The 17,020-nt window shown below is 59.2% G+C and carries 20 protein-coding genes; 6 read left to right on the top strand and 14 right to left on the bottom strand.

The window, feature by feature from the left end:
* The first annotated feature begins 185 nt into the window (after positions 1-185).
* From EO99_RS26035 to EO99_RS0122715, 3 genes are all read left to right on the top strand, one after another.
* Positions 186-368 carry a twin-arginine translocase TatA/TatE family subunit gene (locus tag EO99_RS26035; protein WP_037112738.1) on the top strand — a complete coding sequence of 61 codons (183 nt, stop codon included), beginning with the start codon at positions 186-188 and terminating at the stop codon, positions 366-368.
* A gap of 186 nt (positions 369-554) precedes the next feature.
* Entirely contained in the window at positions 555-1,019 is a 465-nt protein-coding gene (gene ccmE / locus EO99_RS0122720; RefSeq protein ID WP_029620861.1) for a cytochrome c maturation protein CcmE, read from the top strand.
* 737 nt (positions 1,020-1,756) lie between these two features.
* On the top strand, positions 1,757-2,332 hold the full coding sequence (locus tag EO99_RS0122715; RefSeq protein WP_029620860.1) for a PRC-barrel domain-containing protein: 576 nt from the start codon (positions 1,757-1,759) through the stop codon (positions 2,330-2,332).
* Between the two features lie 32 nt (positions 2,333-2,364).
* Here EO99_RS0122715 and EO99_RS0122710 read toward each other — a convergent pair whose 3' ends face one another.
* The 7 genes from EO99_RS0122710 to gdhA all read right to left on the bottom strand — a co-directional run bounded on the left by EO99_RS0122710 (position 2,365) and on the right by gdhA (position 8,688).
* Positions 2,365-3,057: a NapC/NirT family cytochrome c gene (locus EO99_RS0122710; protein WP_029620859.1), complete on the bottom strand. Its 693-nt coding sequence runs from the start codon at positions 3,055-3,057 to the stop codon at positions 2,365-2,367.
* 3 nt (positions 3,058-3,060) lie between these two features.
* Positions 3,061-3,555, bottom strand: coding sequence for a nitrate reductase cytochrome c-type subunit (locus tag EO99_RS0122705; RefSeq protein WP_037112735.1), 495 nt, complete (start codon positions 3,553-3,555; stop codon positions 3,061-3,063).
* Positions 3,525-6,029, bottom strand: coding sequence for a periplasmic nitrate reductase subunit alpha (gene napA, locus EO99_RS0122700; RefSeq protein ID WP_029620857.1), 2,505 nt, complete (start codon positions 6,027-6,029; stop codon positions 3,525-3,527). The genes EO99_RS0122705 and napA overlap by 31 nt, the downstream gene beginning before the upstream one ends.
* Entirely contained in the window at positions 6,004-6,291 is a 288-nt protein-coding gene (locus tag EO99_RS0122695; protein ID WP_029620856.1) for a chaperone NapD, read from the bottom strand. Before EO99_RS0122695 ends, napA begins: the two co-directional genes overlap by 26 nt.
* Positions 6,284-6,775 carry a ferredoxin-type protein NapF gene (locus EO99_RS0122690; RefSeq protein WP_037112733.1) on the bottom strand — a complete coding sequence of 164 codons (492 nt, stop codon included), beginning with the start codon at positions 6,773-6,775 and terminating at the stop codon, positions 6,284-6,286. The genes EO99_RS0122695 and EO99_RS0122690 overlap by 8 nt, the downstream gene beginning before the upstream one ends.
* 7 nt (positions 6,776-6,782) lie before the next feature.
* Positions 6,783-6,974, bottom strand: coding sequence for a periplasmic nitrate reductase, NapE protein (napE, locus tag EO99_RS0122685; protein ID WP_029620854.1), 192 nt, complete (start codon positions 6,972-6,974; stop codon positions 6,783-6,785).
* A 352-nt stretch (positions 6,975-7,326) separates the two neighbouring features.
* Entirely contained in the window at positions 7,327-8,688 is a 1,362-nt protein-coding gene (gene gdhA / locus EO99_RS0122680) for an NADP-specific glutamate dehydrogenase (protein WP_029620853.1), read from the bottom strand.
* Positions 8,689-9,125: 437 nt separating this feature from the next.
* Between gdhA and EO99_RS0122675 the strand changes: the two genes are divergently transcribed.
* From EO99_RS0122675 to EO99_RS0122660, 3 genes are all read left to right on the top strand, one after another.
* Entirely contained in the window at positions 9,126-9,593 is a 468-nt protein-coding gene (locus EO99_RS0122675; RefSeq protein ID WP_051680030.1) for a hemerythrin domain-containing protein, read from the top strand.
* Positions 9,594-10,230: 637 nt separating this feature from the next.
* The gene (locus EO99_RS0122665; RefSeq protein ID WP_029620851.1) at positions 10,231-10,914 is read left to right on the top strand and encodes a Crp/Fnr family transcriptional regulator; all 684 of its coding nucleotides are present in this window, start codon (positions 10,231-10,233) and stop codon (positions 10,912-10,914) included.
* Positions 10,915-11,629: 715 nt separating this feature from the next.
* Positions 11,630-12,286 (top strand): DUF542 domain-containing protein, encoded by a 657-nt coding sequence (locus EO99_RS0122660; protein WP_029620850.1) that lies wholly within the window; start codon positions 11,630-11,632, stop codon positions 12,284-12,286.
* A gap of 360 nt (positions 12,287-12,646) precedes the next feature.
* Here the strand turns inward: EO99_RS0122660 and EO99_RS0122655 are convergent, their stop codons facing one another.
* The 7 genes from EO99_RS0122655 to EO99_RS0122625 form a co-directional block, all read right to left on the bottom strand.
* On the bottom strand, positions 12,647-13,474 hold the full coding sequence (locus tag EO99_RS0122655) for a DMT family transporter (protein WP_081852170.1): 828 nt from the start codon (positions 13,472-13,474) through the stop codon (positions 12,647-12,649).
* Between the two features lie 140 nt (positions 13,475-13,614).
* Positions 13,615-14,154: a hypothetical protein gene (locus EO99_RS0122650; RefSeq protein WP_037112729.1), complete on the bottom strand. Its 540-nt coding sequence runs from the start codon at positions 14,152-14,154 to the stop codon at positions 13,615-13,617.
* Between the two features lie 147 nt (positions 14,155-14,301).
* Positions 14,302-14,754 (bottom strand): nucleoside diphosphate kinase regulator, encoded by a 453-nt coding sequence (gene rnk, locus EO99_RS0122645; RefSeq protein ID WP_051680029.1) that lies wholly within the window; start codon positions 14,752-14,754, stop codon positions 14,302-14,304.
* 277 nt (positions 14,755-15,031) lie between these two features.
* Positions 15,032-15,499, bottom strand: a complete 468-nt coding sequence (locus tag EO99_RS0122640; protein ID WP_029620846.1) for a group III truncated hemoglobin — start codon at positions 15,497-15,499, stop codon at positions 15,032-15,034.
* Positions 15,500-15,760: 261 nt separating this feature from the next.
* On the bottom strand, positions 15,761-15,964 hold the full coding sequence (locus EO99_RS0122635) for a hypothetical protein (protein ID WP_051680028.1): 204 nt from the start codon (positions 15,962-15,964) through the stop codon (positions 15,761-15,763).
* A 16-nt stretch (positions 15,965-15,980) separates the two neighbouring features.
* A complete protein-coding gene (locus EO99_RS0122630; protein WP_029620844.1) occupies positions 15,981-16,304 on the bottom strand; it encodes a hypothetical protein in 324 nt (107 codons plus the stop codon).
* 1 nt (position 16,305) lies between these two features.
* Complete coding sequence (locus tag EO99_RS0122625) at positions 16,306-17,013, bottom strand: 5-formyltetrahydrofolate cyclo-ligase (RefSeq protein ID WP_077067153.1); 708 nt, start codon at positions 17,011-17,013, stop codon at positions 16,306-16,308.
* Positions 17,014-17,020: the final 7 nt, after the last annotated feature.

Below are 17,020 nucleotides of genomic sequence, written 5' to 3'. Positions count from 1 at the left end.
GCACCTGATCCTTGAGCCTGCCGTGGCGGAGGGCCTACGATCTCTCCGCCGAATACCCATGCCTTACGCACCTGCAGTCGATCGGGGGCTAGGCTTCAAGATAGCGGGTCAGTTATTGCGCCCCACCGTCGGGTGAGAGCTCGGCCCGCAATCTGCCTTCGCGCAAAATCAAGCAAGGACACCATATGGGCACGTTCAGCGCCTGGCACTGGTTGATTGTGCTGGCCATTCTCCTGCTGCTCTTCGGGCGCGGAAAGATTCCGCAACTGATGGCGGATCTCGGCCGGGGCATCCGTGAGTTCAAGCAGGGCATGCAAGACACCGGAGATGACAATAACACCGATACCACGGGGAGCGGCGTCAGCTAAAGTCTCCTCAATCGGAGAGAGACCCTGTCAGGTCGACGATCTGGCGGGGTTGACCGCTTGAACCTGCGCAAGGCTGCGGCTTGCTCCGATTACGCTTGACACCACCCGGCAACGACCGTGCGACCGAGGCGATCAAGGATATCGCCGGTCGCACGCTGGTAGAACCTGCGGTCAATGGAGTAGCGCATGACCCCCAAACGAACCAGACTGATGATCATTGCCGGCGGCAGCGGGTTCATTTTCGTTGCGGTACTTCTTGTCGCATTCGCCTTCAGCCAGTCGATCACCTATTTCTTTATGCCGTCTGATCTCGCAACGATCCGAATCGCCTCGGGGACCCGAATCCGCCTCGGCGGTCTGGTGGCGGAGGGTTCGGTCCGGCGAAGCCAAGGATCGCGGGTCGCATTTTCCGTCACTGACGGATCAGGAACGGTCCCGGTCAGCTATACTGGGATCCTGCCGGATCTTTTCCGTGAAGGCCAGGGCGTTGTGACCGAAGGCGCATTCGATGCTGTTTCTCACGCCTTCGTTGCCGATACCGTCCTTGCCAAGCATGACGAGAACTACATGCCCAAAGACGTTGCCGATCGCCTCAAGGAGGAGGGCGTGTGGGAGTATGATGTGGTCGGCAAGGACGCGATCGGAGAATGATCACGAATTGACCGATGAACGTTGTGCCCGACAGGCCTACCCCGGCATAACCGCTTGCCGGGACACAGCCCTCTGGAGGTGCCGGGGCTGCGGCATCCCTCACCCCTGTAGGCCACGCATCAGGTGCTTAACTCAACGGCTTGTCAGCCGCCGGCATCAAGAACCACCGGTCGCGCGGAGCGAGATTTGCCCCGGTGACGGGGCATTCGCCCGCCGGCCAATCCAATCCTAGGGTTGCGCCGCGATAAGATCACGCGGGGACCACCGATCATGCCTGAAGCGCTTCTCCTCTGTCGGCGGCCGCACCTTCCGGAAAACCGAGACCAGCCTTCATCATGTGCTCTCCCCTCTCCGGCTGACGTGCGGCTTCGCCACCACTAGTTGAGGAAGGACTTCTAAGCTCTGCATGTGGATTGAGGAGACTGTTTGCCGCGCCATGGGAAGCGATCACTGGCGACCAAGGCGACACGTCACGGCAGTCGGGCTATCGCTTGCGTCGCCGGCAGCCCGCCTGCGGGAACTTCCTGCTGGCGCGGCATTCGTTTCGGCACAGGACTACGAGGGGATCTGTCGCAGCGACACTCTCCGATGCGCTCGCCAGCGTCCCCCGGGCTTGTTGTGCAGGATTTCTTTGGCGGCAATGGAGGTGGTTGGCGTTGACGGTGACAACCATCAGTTGGCATGGAACTCAGGCGACTGGTTCGAGTTCCCCCTGCATGCGAACAGGGAGAGGTTCAATGCGCGCCGGATTTCGATTGCCCATATCGATGCTAGGGCTTGTGCCTGCCGCCGCTCTGGCACAAGATTTCACAAGCTCTTCGAACGACCTGACTGAGGCAGCCGTTGCGGAGGCTTTAGATGCGCCTTACCTCGTTCGCGTTGCGGCTCCCGGCGCTTGGCGAGCAGGAGACCTTATCGGCAAGCCGCTGTATGATCTCCAGGGTGACAACTTAGGTAAGGTCTCCGATATTCTCATTACAGCAGACCGGTCAGTCACCGCACTGATCGTATCGCTCCGGGATGATCAGGGGGTCGGCATGAAAACCGTAGCCTTGAGGATGAGCGCGTTGACGCTGGCACCTGGGGACCCCCAGGAGCAGGCAGACGAGGTGTCAGAGGCTCATCCCGATGTCGCGCCGGCGCCCGGTGCCGTTGTGTCGGAAGCCTTTGCTGGCGCCGGAGCATCAGAGGAGACGGACTCCCACGGCAATGACGGCGCAATCAAGCTCGAGCCCGATGGATTGCCAGAACGCCTTGTCGCCGATGTGACCCGAGAGCAGATAATGGCAGCCCCGGCCTTGAGTTGGCGGTAGCCGGGCTGCGTGGCCACTGGCCTCTTTTGCCGCTATAGATCTGCGTGGGCCGCTTTCATCGCCTCGCGAAGTTCGTCGATTGCAGAGGCGCTAGGCAGAACCTCCCCTTCCAGCTCCTTCGGCAGCTGCCAGCCTGGCTGAACACCCTGCATGTTTGGGAGTTCGTGAGCGATTCCCTTGTGGCAATCGATGCAGGTGGCGCGGCCGTTGAGCAGATAGCGGCTGTGAATTTCCGCGGCACGCTCCGTCTGCTTCGACAGATCCATCGCAACAGACGAATGACAGTTGCGACACTCCAGGCTGTCATTGGATTTCAGGCGCGCCCACTCGTGCTGAGCAAGGCGCAAGCGTTCATCGAGAAATTTCTCCCGTGTGCTGATCGTCCCAAAGATCTTACCCCAAACCTCCTTGGAGGCCTGCATCTTGCGGGCGATCTTGTCTGTCCATTCATGCGGAACATGGCAGTCGGGACATGATGCGCGCACACCGGAGCGGTTGCTGAAATGCACCGTCCTCGTCAGCTCCTCATAGACGTTTGTTTCCATCTCGTGGCAGCTGATGCAGAAGGTTTCGGTGTTAGTTAGCTCCAGCGCGGTGTTGAAGGCGCCCCAGAAGATCACACCGCCGACAAACCCGCCCAGGGTCAGGAAAGCAAGGCTTAAAGTGGCAGCGGGAGTGCTGAGAACCTTCCAGATCCAGCTCCAGAAGCTCTTGATCTTGTTCATCGTCTAGTGCTCCTGCTCCCCGATGTGCTCAACACCCATTTCGCTCATGTCGCGGAAGGTGTTTTCCACCAGTGGGTTCACGTCCGCCTGCGGCACATGGCAGGCAGTGCAGAAGTAGCGGCGAGGGGAGACGTCTGCGAGCATCTGTCCTTCTCGCGTCATGTAATGGGTGACGCTGATCATGGGCGCGCCTGAGCTTTCGGTGAATTCTCGCTTGTGGCAAGACAGACAGCGGTTGGTATTGACCGATAGCTGGTAGCCCTCGATCGAATGAGGGATCACGGGCGGCTGATCGGGGTATGCCCGCATCTTGCGCACGTCATCGACGATCCATTTCGGCATCGGTTTTGCCGGAACGCTTTCCATTTTCTCGGTTGGCCCGGACAGTTGCGGAACGGTCTGGGCCACCACGATGGTTGTGATGAACAGGGTTGCACAAACTGCAGCGAGCCCGATCGGGCCGCGGCCTAAGCGGCGGGAACGATTTTGACTGCGCATTTTTTGTAATCCGTCTGTTTGGAGATGGGATCTGTAGCGTCAAGCGTCACCTTGTTGATCAGCTGGCTTGCGTCGAACCAAGGTACGAAGATCACCCCGGGCGGCATGCGATTTCGGCCGCGGGTTTCAACCCGGCTGCGAATCTCGCCGCGGCGGGAGATGATCCTTACTTCAGCGCCCTGATTGATGCCGCGCTTGCGTGCATCATCGGCATTCATGAAGCAGCGCGCGCCGGGGAATGCCTTGTAGAGCTCAGGCACTCGCATGGTCATAGAGCCGGAGTGCCAGTGTTCCAGGACCCGTCCCGTGACCAGCCAGACATCATATTCGTCGTCGGGAGATTCAGCAGGCGGCTCGTATGGTACGGCCAGGATGACCGCTCGGCCGTCGGGCCGCCCATAGAAGCGAACGCCCTCTCCCTCCTTCACATAGGGATCATGGCCTTCGCGATACCGCCATTTGGTTTCCTTACCGTCCACCACCGGCCAACGCAGGCCGCGCTCCTGATGATAGACATCATAGGGGGCAAGGTCGTGCCCATGCCCCCGCCCGAACTCGGCATATTCTTCAAACAGACCTTTCTGGATGTAGAAGCCGAACTCTTGCGCTTCTCGATTGGCATACTCCTCGTTCAGCTCCTCCACGGGGAAGCGATTGACCTTGCCGTTCTTGAACAGCACGTCGAACAATGTCTTTCCGCGGTAGGCCGGGTTTTGATCGAGCAACTCGGCCGGCCAGACCTCTTCGGTTGTGAACCGCTTCGAAAACTCCACAAGCTGCCATAGATCCGACTTCGCCTCGCCCGGCGCATCGACCAACTGGTGCCAGACATGCGTACGCCTCTCGGCGTTTCCGTAGGCGCCTTCCTTCTCCACCCACATGGCGGCGGGAAGAATAAGATCGGCCGACATCGCCGTGATGGTCGGATAGGCATCGGAGACAACAATGAAATTGTCGGGATTGCGGTAGCCGAGAAAAGTCTCGTTGGCAGTGTTGGGTGCGGCTTGAACGTTGTTGTTGACCTGCACCCAGTAGAAATTGAGCTTGCTGTCTTTGAGCATCCGGTCCTGCTGAACGGCATGGTAACCGACCTTGTCAGGTAGCAGTCCTGCCGGCAACCGCCAGATCTCTTCTGCATGGTGACGGTGCTCGGGATTGGTCACCACCATATCCGCCGGCAATCGGTGGGCGAAGGTGCCGACTTCGCGCGCAGTGCCACAGGCGGATGGCTGACCGGTAAGCGAGAACGGGCCGTTACCGGGCTCGGAGATCTTTCCCGTCAGCAGATGGATATTGTAGACCATGTGGTTGGCCCAGACACCGCGCGTGTGCTGGTTGAACCCCATGGTCCAAAGAGACATGACCTTCCGGTCCGGGTCTGCATACAGCTCGGCCAGCTGCTCAAGGAAGCCTGGATCCGCCCCGGTTAGCTCTGCGGTCTTCTCCAGCGTGTAATCGGAGACGAACTCCTTGAACGCATCAAAACTGATGGGCTCCATCTTGGTCGGATCGCCGGCATTGGTGGCCTTCAACTCCAGAGGATCCTCCGGCCGCAACCCGTAGCCGATATTGTCCACGCCCTTCATGAACGTCGTGTGGTTTCGAACGAACTCCTCGTTGACACGCCCGGTGGAGATGATGTGGTTGGCGATGTAGTTGAGGATCGCCAGGTCGGTGCTTGGCTTGAAGATGATCGGAACATCGGCCAGATCCATGCTGCGATGCGTGAAGGTGGAAAGGACCGCGACCTTCACGTGCTCGTGCCCGAGCCGGCGATCGGCGAGGCGCGTCCACAGGATCGGATGCATCTCCGCCATGTTGGAACCCCACAGCACGAATGCATCGGCGTGCTCGAAGTCGTCATAGCAGCCCATCGGCTCGTCCATGCCGAAGGTGCGCATGAATGCGTAAGCAGCCGAGGCCATGCAGTGGCGCGCGTTCGGATCAAGATTGTTGGAGCGGAATCCGGCGCGCATCAGCTTGGTGGCAGCATAACCTTCGAAGATCGTCCACTGACCGGAGCCAAACATGCCGACCGCGGTCGGGCCCTTCTCCCGCAGGACCCGCTTGCACTGCTCAGCCATGACGTCGAAGGCTTCATCCCAGCTTACCGGCTCGAATTCGCCCTCCTTGTCATAGTGGCCGTTGCGCTTGCGAAGGAGCGGCTCTGTCAGCCTGTCCTCGCCATACATGATCTTGGACAGGAAGTAGCCCTTGATACAGTTAAGGCCCCGGTTGACCTCTGCCTGCATGTCGCCGTGAGTGGCAACAACCTGGCCTTCCTTCACGCCGACCATCACCCCGCAGCCGGTGCCGCAGAAACGACACGGTGCTTTCGACCACTTGATCTGCAACGAGTCCACGCCGCCGGGGACCGGTTGGGCCGATACAGGAAGGGCGACCCCTGCAGTGGCAGCGGCTATTGCGGCCGCATGCGCTTTCAGCAAGTTACGCCGTGTCAGTTCGGTGGTCATCCGCGTAAGCCTCCTCGTCTTCGGAATGTTCAAAAACCATGTTTGCTGCAACGACGCCGGATATACCCGATATCTCCGCGAGGGTTGTCCCCAGTTCTCCGCTGGTGCGGCCCTCGATGACGAGCACCATCTTGCTGTCCTGGACAGCAAACACTTCTACATTCTGCATCGCCTCGAGTATCTGGCGGACGGCATCGGTGGCGGCGGGCTTTGCCACTATCACAGCGCTCGAGATATAATGGCGGTGTTTTCTCTCAAGCATCCACAAGCTCCTGGCGGGCAGTGACGGAAACGGCACCCACTGGACACACGGCAATGCAGGCGCCGCAGCCATTGCAGGCATCGACGTCGATCTCCGGCTGGAAGGGCCCACCCATGCGCGGCCTGAATCGGATTGCGGTCGTGGGACAGTGGTCCCGACAGGCCTGACAGTCCACGCCCCGATGCGTCAGACAGCCGGCTTCGATCTGAGCGTGGTGGGGGAAGGCGAAGGCGGCTTCGAAAAGATCTCCCGAGTGTGGGCAGGCGGCACGGCACTCCCCGCACAACGTGCATTCCCCTCGGCTAAAATCCACCGCGGGACCTCCCTGCTCGTCGGCAATGAGTATGGAGGTGGGACAGTGGTCAATGCAGAGCGTGCAATTCGAGCAGGCATCTGGTCGGGGTCCCAGGAAACCGGGCGGCAGCACCCGAGGCGCGCTTTGCGTATGACCACGCAGGAAATCCCGTCTGCTGAGGATGCCCATGGGCATCTCAATGACCTGGAGGGCCCGGAGGACCAGCAATGATCTGATACATCCAAACAAGGAAGCCGTAGCCACCGACAACGGCAACTGCAACGATCGGCCAAATGCCAAAGGCAAGAACCAGAAACGTCAGGATCTCCGATCGGCGGGTCGGCTTGCGTGGCTCCTCCCCACGTTGGTCGGCTGAAAGTTCCGCCATCCCTTCCTCTCCTCGCGGTCCCTCTTACAGACAAGCATGCGGCTTATGCCGCGAATGTCAAACCGTTTTGACCGTTCTTGATAAAGGTCAAGTTTGCAGTCGGCTTACGTCACTGGGACGCGAGGGAACCCGATGGACCTATTAATGAGTTCGGGGAGATGGACCTCTCCGCCTGGGCGGTCCAGCATTCCTGCTCCTCACAAGAAGCGCAAGGAGCCCGCGGGCGGGCGAATGGTACGCCGATTCTGCGCCGTCGCAATATCCTCCAACCGGCTACCACAGTAGGCTCGGTCATGCCGAACATAACCGAGCCTACTCGCTGAAGACCGACCTCTTGCCATTCTAAAGGCCGCTAGATAATGCCAAGTGCATCCATGGCCTGCGCGACCTTGACGAAACCGGCGATATTGGCACCAAGTACATAATCACCAGGAGCGCCATACTCATCAGCAGTCTGCGCGCATGTATCGTGGATGTTGCGCATGATGGTCGCTAGCCGAGCCTCCGTCTGCTCAAATGTCCAGCTGTCTCGCGAGGCATTTTGCTGCATCTCAAGAGCGGACGTCGCGACGCCACCAGCATTTGCAGCTTTGCCGGGCGCAAACAGAATACCAGCCTGCTGAAAGATCCGGACCGCTTCCGGAGTGCAGGGCATATTGGCACCTTCGCCTACGGCGATCACACCATTTGAGATCAGCGTCTTGGCGTCTTTCCCCGTGAGCTCGTTTTGTGTAGCAGACGGCATTGCCACCTCGCATGCCACGTCCCAGATCGATCCGGCCTCGGCATCTACAAAGTAGGCGCCCCTGCCCTCACCCTTGGCATGAACGTAATCGGAGATCCGGGCCCGACGAACCTGTTTGATTTCCTTAAGAAGCTCAAGATCAATGCCGCTCTCGTCAACAACGTAGCCAGAACTATCGGAGACAGCCACGACCTTGCCGCCAAACGACTGCACTTTCTCCACTGTGTAGATGGCGACGTTGCCCGAACCGGACACCACAGCCGTTCGCCCCTCGAACTCCTGCTGCCTGGTCGCCAGCATCGATTGCACAAAATAGGTACTGCCATAGCCTGTTGCTTCGGTCCGCGCCCGCGAGCCGCCGTAGAACAGAGCCTTGCCGGTCAGCACGCCTGCCTCGTAGCGATTTGTAAGCCTCTTGTACTGACCAAACATATAGCCGATCTCGCGGCCACCGACACCGATGTCACCGGCTGGAACGTCAGTATGTTCTCCGATATGCCGGTGAAGCTCGGTCATGAACGATTGGCAAAACCGCATGACCTCCCCGTCGGATCTCCCTCGGGGATTGAAGTCGGAGCCACCTTTTCCGCCGCCTATTGGCATCCCTGTCAGGGCGTTCTTGAAGGTTTGTTCAAAACCAAGAAACTTGATGATCCCGACGTTTACCGAAGGGTGGAAGCGAATCCCGCCCTTGTACGGGCCAAGCGCTGAATTGAACTGCACCCTAAAGCCTCGATTGATCTGGACGCGCCCGTGATCGTCAACCCAGGGCACGCGGAAGATGATCTGGCGCTCCGGTTCACACAGCCTCTCTATGAGCGAGCTCTCCAGATAGCGCGGGTGCTTGGCGATCACCCTTCCCAAGCTTTCCAGCACCTCCCGTATCGCCTGGTGAAACTCGTGCTCGCCCGCGTTTCGCCTTAGGACCTCCTGTAAAATCGGCTCAAGCTTCTCATCTACCGTGACCATTCATCGAACTCCCTTCGTGCACGTCGGTTCGTCGGCAGGTCGCATATGATGACCTGCCTCTCTTTTTCTATTTGCGTTTTAGCAAACATTTGCGTGTCTGGCGCGATACAAGGGAACACCTTCGCCGACCCCAGAGATGGCGGCATTTTGGACCTATAGGTAAGGGCCTGATAACATGAATGGCAACCAGAGAGACCACCGCGGCTTGTTCGGTAATAGGTTGAGTGCGATATCCGGTCGGAATTGGTCGCGAGCCCGATCGACCGGGCAAATCTATCTCCTCGACAAGATCCCGCTTCCCTCGAATGGGTCATCGCGTCTCGTCAGCGGTTGCAGCACTACCTGTGTCACTGATTGGAAATGACGGATCCTGGCACGCTCACGATAATCAAGCCACCGCCCGTATCCATTAGCCACCTCACATGAGGACCGCAACCATGCCCTTCAAAGAACGATTGTCTGCGCAGAATCTGGCGGCCTTGGAATTGAACCACAGGGAGCTGCTTGATCTGTGTCTAGCAATAGAGGAGCTCTCTTCGTCGACGTCAGAAGAAGTTCAATCTGCTACTTGTGACGAAGTTGCAGATCGCCTTCTCCCGCTCCTGGCGCGGACGCAGCAGCTGGAGGAGCTCGCACTCTTCCAACAGTTTGAGACAGCTGCTGACTCGACGTTCGGCGAACGGTTCATCCAGGAATTGAAGGCCGAACACCGTTGCGACTTAGCCGCTGCCGTAGTCGCCTTCTCGGAATTGGGAAGGATCAAGGAAGATACCGCCGCTATCGAGACGGCGCGGCATTTCCTGCGGGGTTTCGCCGAAGCGCTGCGCCGGCATATCAACTCCGAAAAGCTGATCATTGAGGCTTTGATATCGTCTGAGGCCGAAAATCGACCAATATTCTCCTAGCGACCACCAAAAATCTCGGCGGGTATCACGCGCCGAACGAAACAGACCAAGCATGCCGTTTCCATCCGAATGCGCTGCGACGTGCATGACGGTCCCAGTCGAGTTGGTGACGTTACCACAACTGACGACCTTCAAAGCCATTCCTGTATAGGCGCAAAAGCCGCTCGCTCCCAACAGCGCCGCCTGAGCCACCGAGCCCGCCTGCCGTGCTGGTACAATGCACGAGCGCTGCCAAAGGGGTCGCGACGAGGAGCTTTCTGGACTTCCAGTTAGATGCTGAGGATCGCTTTGGGCATAGTCTGCCCCCGTCAGCGGATGGTCGAGCCGCTCTAGTACCGACTGACGACCATAACACCTTCGCAGCCAAAGGTGACGTTTATTCTGCGGTAATGAGCCTCATGAACATGAACCAAATCCGCAAGATCGTTGCAAGCGGCCATGAGATCCCTGTCCAACTCGCAACGACACCCGGCAATCATGCGCAGATCGGGTGACGCCTTCTGGTGGCGACGACGCTATCGTTCCAGTTCCTGCATTTGATCGAGGTCAAGGGTTCTGCCGCTGTAATGGCTAGGCTGCCATTTTCATCGGACGGTCGAAGACGAATGGATGCGAGATAGATATTGCGACAATCCAGATGAATAAGAGCCTGAATGTGAGTGACCGTGACAAGATCCTTCTGGCCCGCAGTCCGCTTTTCATGGCATTGAGCAGCGAAGCGCTCCACAAGATGCTGGATGCCGCCACGATCAGCAGCCTGCCGGCCCGCCACGTGGTCTTTCGGGAAGGAACGCCTGCCGATCACTTCTACTGCGTGCTTGGCGGCTACGTGCGCCTCTACCGTCTGAACCGGGACGGGCGCGAGGCCGATATCCGCGTCTGCGGCCCCGGCAACACCTTTGCGGAATGGCAGATCTTTGGCGACGACACCTACCGCTTCAACGCCCAGACCGCCGAGAACACCACCTTTGCCCGTTTCGACACCCGCACAGTCCGGACCCTTGCCGAGCAGGAGCCGGACATCGCCATGGCCATCATGGCCTGCCTGTCGCAGCACCTGCTGACGACCATGGACTGCGTCGCCAACGACCGGCTGCACACGGCACAGCAGCGGGTCGCCGAATACCTGCTGAACAATTGCCCCGTCAGCGGCGGCCCGGCCTCGCTGCGCCTGCCCTTCCAGAAGAATCTGCTGGCCGGCATGTTGGGTCTGGCGCCCGAGGCCCTGTCGCGAGCTTTTTCATCGCTCCGCGACAGAGGTGTCACCGTCCGCGGCCGCGTCGTGCATATCGATGACGTTAAGGCGCTTCGAGTTCTCTAGAGGCCCGGGGCCTCTTCGTTCTCGCGCGGGCAACGGAGCTCGCCGGGGCGATCCGTGGCGTTCAAACAGCCTTACCGCAACTTCAGAACTCTGAAGGCATGCGCATCAGGCCGGTTCGTCGCTTCGCCTGTAGTTGCGATCCAGATTGCACCGATGCTGGATCGACTTCCCGAGCGATGCTAGCTTCAAGCACTTTGTGGGGATCTTAAGCCCGTTCTTGTTGACGGCTTGGGCCACCTCTGGAGTGGCAGGTTCTGGGGCGCACAGATGCAAGCCTGCGCAAAGCGAGCATCGGCAAGCGGAACTGACGCGAGCGGCGACGACGGTCCCGGCTGCACGTGGAACTATTCGATTGGAGACGTGCTTTCGCCGCCGCCCGCTGAATGGGCGAGCGCGAATCCACCAGGAGTGCGTCAAGGGTCAGACTTCCAGGGCAACGGGCCGATTGTCGCGCTGCATCGTCGTCCGGAACTAAGCCTGGAACCTGGGGAAAGCATCCAGCCCCTCTCATGGACGTAGCTTGCAGCGGGCGCCGGAGGACGTGTCGTGCCATCGGGACCTGGGTGCGCTCGAGGGGAGCGCCGACCTCAGCCGGATGTTTGCTCAACCTGTTTGCGGCGGCGCAAAGAAAGATCCCCGCACCTCTTTAGACGAGAGGTTACGGCTCCACATTGGTTGGTCCGGGTCGTTTAAGTAAGAGCAAGGGGGTTCGACCATGAGCGATATCGATACCAATCAGACAGTAGCTACGTTCGCCGCCGGCCTACCCGGCGCAGCAGGTGTCTTTCGTCGTCACGGCGTCAGCTTTTGTTGCGGCGGTCAGCATTCGCTGGCAGAGGCGGCGGCAGCGGCTGGCATTCCCGTTGAGACTTTAATGCATGACTTGCAGGCGCTTGTCGACAGTGCCGGGCAAGATGCACCCCAAGATACAGGTTTGCTTATATCCCATATCCTGGGCCGCTATCATGAGGCACATCGGGCGGAGCTGAATTCACTCATCCCGCTTGCCGAGAAGGTCGAGCGGGTTCATGGGGAGCATCCGGAAGCACCCTTGGGGCTGGCTGACGTCCTCGTGAGGCTGCAGCGAGATCTTGAAGAGCGCATGCGCGAGGAAGAGCAGGTCCTGTTTCCCATGATGCAAAGCGGTGACAGCGAAATGGTACGAGTGCTGTTGACCGGAATGTGCGAAAAACATCAAGCGGAGGCACGCTACACCGGAGAGATTGAGGATGTCACCCATGGGCTTTCGGTGCCCGCCGGGGCCTGCAACTCTTGGCGAGCACTTTACGCGGGCATGCGGAAGTTGTGTGACGATCTCGTCGCCCATGGACACCTGGAGAATACGAAGCTGTTTCCAAGGTTCAGGCAGTGAAGGTCGGGCGACTTCCCCGCAGAGGGGACACTCTGCGCGTAGCCCAGCCGGTCCGTCGCCCTTCTCGTCGTCGCATCCGGTAATCCCGTCTTGGCTCCGCTCGGATTGACGACAGTATGCTGCCCTACGGATACCCCGATGCACATGACGTGGTCTCCGAGCAGCGCTTCCTCTTGATGAACCTCGCCCGTTGGTGGCGCAACGAAGCCTTCAGAGGAAGGCACGCGATGTGAACCCTTTGTTCGATCCGTGAGTCAATTGTTTAAACAATCGTAGAACGATCTATCGGCCTGCATCGATGAGAACCTCGGCTGACAGGCTGCCATGTGTATTGAAAAGCACCCTTCGATCCTGGGCATCCTACGTCATGGCCAGGCGACGCTCCGTCATCACTGCTTGGTAGTTGGAAAACAGAATTATTCCGCCGCCGAGGAATACCCACAGATCTATGGCTTCGGCATAGGCATAGTAGCCGACGATCGCAGCCATCGGCACGCGCAGGAAGTCAATTGGCATGACGACCGAGGCGTCGAGGCGTTTGAGTGCCTGCGCCTGACAGTAATGGGCGGCAAGTGCACCAAGGCCAGCGAGCAGCATCCAGGGAATATCGGTGAGATGGACGGCCCGCCAGTCCGTGAGCGAGGCCAGGAAGCCGAGCGGCAGCTGGATGAGAATCATCCAGACGACAATAGCGCCTGGCGAGACGTGGCGGGTCAGCTGTTTGACGAAGACCAGCGACAGACCGTAACCGGCAGCGGCGACCAGCACCAGACCGGCGGCCGGATCGACCATTCCTATACCGGGGCGGACGATGACAAGGACACCAATGAAACCGGCGACAGTGGCCATCAGGCGCGCCGTCGTCAGTCTCTCTTTGAGCAACAGAAACGCGAAAAATGCGACCCAGATCGGCATTGTAAATTCGAGCGCAAAGACCGATGCGAGCGGCAGCAGGACAACCCCGATTGTCCACAGATACTGGGCAAAGAAGTGCACAATATTGCGAAGGAAATGCAGCCGGATCAGTTTTCTGTCACGCAGCTCCGGCAGGAGCACGCGGCCGAACATCAAGATAACAAAGAGCCCGATGAGTGCGCGGAAGAACAGCACCTGCTGGATCGACAGCGTAGCCGCCAGTTCGCGTGAGCCAACCGACATGCCGACGAATGCCACCATGCTGAGCCCCATCCAGAAGAGGCCGTGAGCGAACGCGGTACAACGCACATCCGGCGCAGGAACGTTATTTGACATGCCAGATCGTCTTTCTTTTTCTGCCGCAGTTGCGCGTCCAGTGCCAGGCGCGCAACTGCACCTTGTAACCGGGCGACTCAGGCAGCCGAGGGACCCGGATCGTCATGACCATCCAGCGCGGCGGACATCGAAGGCTGCGCCTGTCTGGTCCCGCCGGGCACGATTCGAAGCATGGGCTTGTGCTTCAGGGGGACGGTTGACTGACCCAAGGCTTGGCGTTCGCGCCGGGAAGCCTCTGGCTGATATTCCACCTTGTGGAGCAGGATGCGCTCCTGCACGCCGTCGGCATTGGTCCAGACAATCTCCTGTCCTTCGCCAAGACCGAGGAGCGCCAGACCACGCGCGGTCGTGATGGGCAGCAGCATGCCGACCGGAGCGGTTAGCTGACCGGTTGAAAGTACCCGGGTGTCGCTTTCACCGCCGTTGACGCTGAAAGCGACCCGGCTGTTGATGCTGGCAATCTCACGCGGCAGATCGTCCCGAAACACGACGATGGCCCTGTCGATCTTGCGGCGGATGAGCGGCACAAGCAGGTCGTAATGACCGAACGGATCGTCGCACATTGCCTCGAGAATGGTAAAATCCTTGGTTGAAAGGATGAAATTGTCGTTCGACATATCGCAGTTCTCCTTTGCTCCGTTAGGGGAGCATGCACATGAACATGACCGGGAGATCCCCTGCCCGCGCGTGGCGGTGCAGGGGCAATTATCCTGCGATAAGGCAGCCTCCATAAAGCGAGAGCCGGCAAGGCAGCGGACAAGCCATCATGATGCGGACCGAAATTCCGCACCGACCGCATAGGATGCAAAGCTTGCGGCTGGCGCCTCAACGCTTTTCACGGTGAGACGATGGGCGCGGCCGTCTCGGGCGATCCAGTCGATCGACTGGCCGGCCGCAAGGCCGATCAGCGCTGCGCCAATGGGGGTGAGGATTGAAACCTTGCCGGCGGCAATATCGGCCTCGCCGGGGAAGACGAGGGTCACGGTGCGGTCTTCTCCGAGATCGCTGGTAAAACGGAGGGTGGAGCCCATCTGCACCACGCGAACCGCAATCCTGCCATCTTGAACAATACGGGCTCGGTCGAGCTCTGCCAGAAGTTCTTCAGAGACTGCCGGACTGCGCGCAGCATGCGCCTCGGCAAGCCGCGAGAGTCGATCGTGGTCGGATTGAGTGACCGTGATGGCCGGCTTGCGGTGAGATCTTTCTTCGGGAGCCATTACTGGTTTCCTCGCTGAGCGCAGCTGCGCCATAGGCGGCTACGTCGGTCAATTGTGATGTGAGATGACTGTCGCTTCTGTGCCTGCTTCAACCGCGATGCGTAGAGCAAGCCTGCCCCGCGGCCAAGGCGCGACGCGACCTGGCCGGGGTCACATGCCTGCGATAAGGCATGCCCGCTTGGAATTGTTATGGCGCTTGGTCAACATGAGCTGAACATGGCCTCGATAGACGACGAAGTCAAGCAGGGCAAGCTGCGACCAATCTGGCGTCATGGCGTCAGCCGCCGCGCACGAGCGGATCGTCAAGCGCGGGGTTGTAGAAGAGCGAGAGCATCAGGCTCTTGGCGATGCGCTCAGCGGTTGCCATGAACCAGGTTTTGGCTTCCTGGCTCGGAGCAACGGCGTCGAGGGTCTTGGAAAACAGCGCCAGCCATTGATGAAAGAGCTCCGGCGTCATCTGCGCCACACCAAGGTGCGCCTGGACCGGCTTGCCGCCATAGGCGCCGGTGCGCAAGGTCACAGAAGACCAGAAGGCGACCATCTTCTCCATGTGTTGTGGCCAGCGGCCAGCAAGGCGGGCGTCAAAGACGGGGCCGAGCTCGGGGTGGGCACGCACATTTTGATAAAAGGTCTCGACGAGAGTGATAATCAGGGCTTGGTCCACGCCGATCGCCTGCATCTCAGCAGCCGTCTGCTCCTGCAACGCGGCTGAGCGGGCGGCTCTGGCAGAGAGATCAGGATGCATGACGTCAAGCTCCTCGTTCGTTCTGGCCCGGACAGAGCCAATGATGATACTAAAGATGAGAGCGGCAACTGTCACGATTAAAGGTCATTTGATCCCGATCAGGTGGAGGTTTGCCCGCCTCGAAGGCAAGGGTGAACATGCGCGGCAGACGTCAGCCGATTGGCCCGCGAACAAGGGGAAGGCTTTTGTGATACACCTGCGGTCACGTGAAGTTCGTATGCGCATCCGGGCAAGATCCAATAGCAGCGCGTGCAGCATGCGCTAGAAGCCCTCGTAAATCGGAAAAGACATCTCGGCCACCTGCTCCTCGAGAAGAGACCTGATGGTCCTGTAGTTCCAGCCGCCCTTGAGCCTTTTGCGCCGCCAGACGAATTCGAGCCAGAAGAGGCTGTCACCATCGACCACAACCGGATACCACGCGTACCATGGTTCCCATCTGTGTGGCATGTGGGGAGCATACATCATTTCTGCGGCCTCCTGATCAGCCTTTACCTGTCCAAATATATGCCAGAAGAAACCCTGTCGCTGCTACGGACGACGCTGGCTCGGTCCTGTGGTGGGAATATTGAAGCACTGCCGCCAGAAGGCCAGGAATCGAGATCAGGCTACCAAGAAGCGGGCCGTGTTGCCTGTAGGCCAGCGCGATCGCAGCGAGAGCAACAGAGGTGGCAATGGTGGCAGGGATCAAGTGTCGCACCTCCATTTTGATGCCAGGATCAAAAGTGGCTACGAACTGGTTCCAGCTGAAGGAAATTGCACCGATCAGCAACAGTGGTCGTATCAAAAGGAGACCCGCGCCGTCCATCTCATGCCTCACATTTGTGATGCCCGGAGAGGAGGCTGCGGGGCTCTTCTCTCACCATGCTGCTCTGGTCCGTGACGATCAGGTCCATTGGGATGTCATGTGCTTGAGGATGAATGCTCCCAATTCTTTGAAATTCATAGCCAATGCCGATCACCAGCGGCCTTGAGCTAAACGCCGCGAGGGTACGGTCGAAGTAGCCTCCTCCAAAGCCGAGCCTGTAGCAACCGCTGTCAAAGCCAATCACAGGAGCAATGACAATCTCCGGCAAATGCTCTTCCCCTCGCACGGGAACAGGAATGTTGAAAAAGCCTCGCTCCAAGAGGTCTCCCTGCTGCCAGGGGCGGAACACCAGCGGGCAGTTCTTCTGGATGACGACGGGCAGCAGGCAGGTGGCACCCCGGTCGCGCAGTGACGACATCCACGTTCGAAGATCCGGTTCACCCCTCATGGGCCAAAAAAGGCTGATTGTTTTCCGCAAGTCAGGCGGCAGAACATCGTCGAGTCGGCGACAAAGGGCGCGCGTTCGCTCCTCTCGCTCCGCCAAAGGCGTCAGCGCCCTCATTTCCATGAGGCGCCGCCGCTCAACACGTCGCCAAGCACCAATATCGCGGCACTCCGAACCGAGTCCCATATAGGCGGGATCCACTTCATGCATCAGACATGCAGGGGAAGCAAACTCTGGATCTTCATTCTCCAAGTGATCAATCATTGAGAAA

The sequence above is a fragment of the Pseudorhizobium marinum genome (assembly GCF_000705355.1).
Lineage (GTDB): Bacteria > Pseudomonadota > Alphaproteobacteria > Rhizobiales > Rhizobiaceae > Neorhizobium > Neorhizobium pelagicum.
The sequence above is the reverse complement of the archived record's forward strand: the minus strand, read 5'-3'. Positions and strand labels throughout refer to the sequence as shown.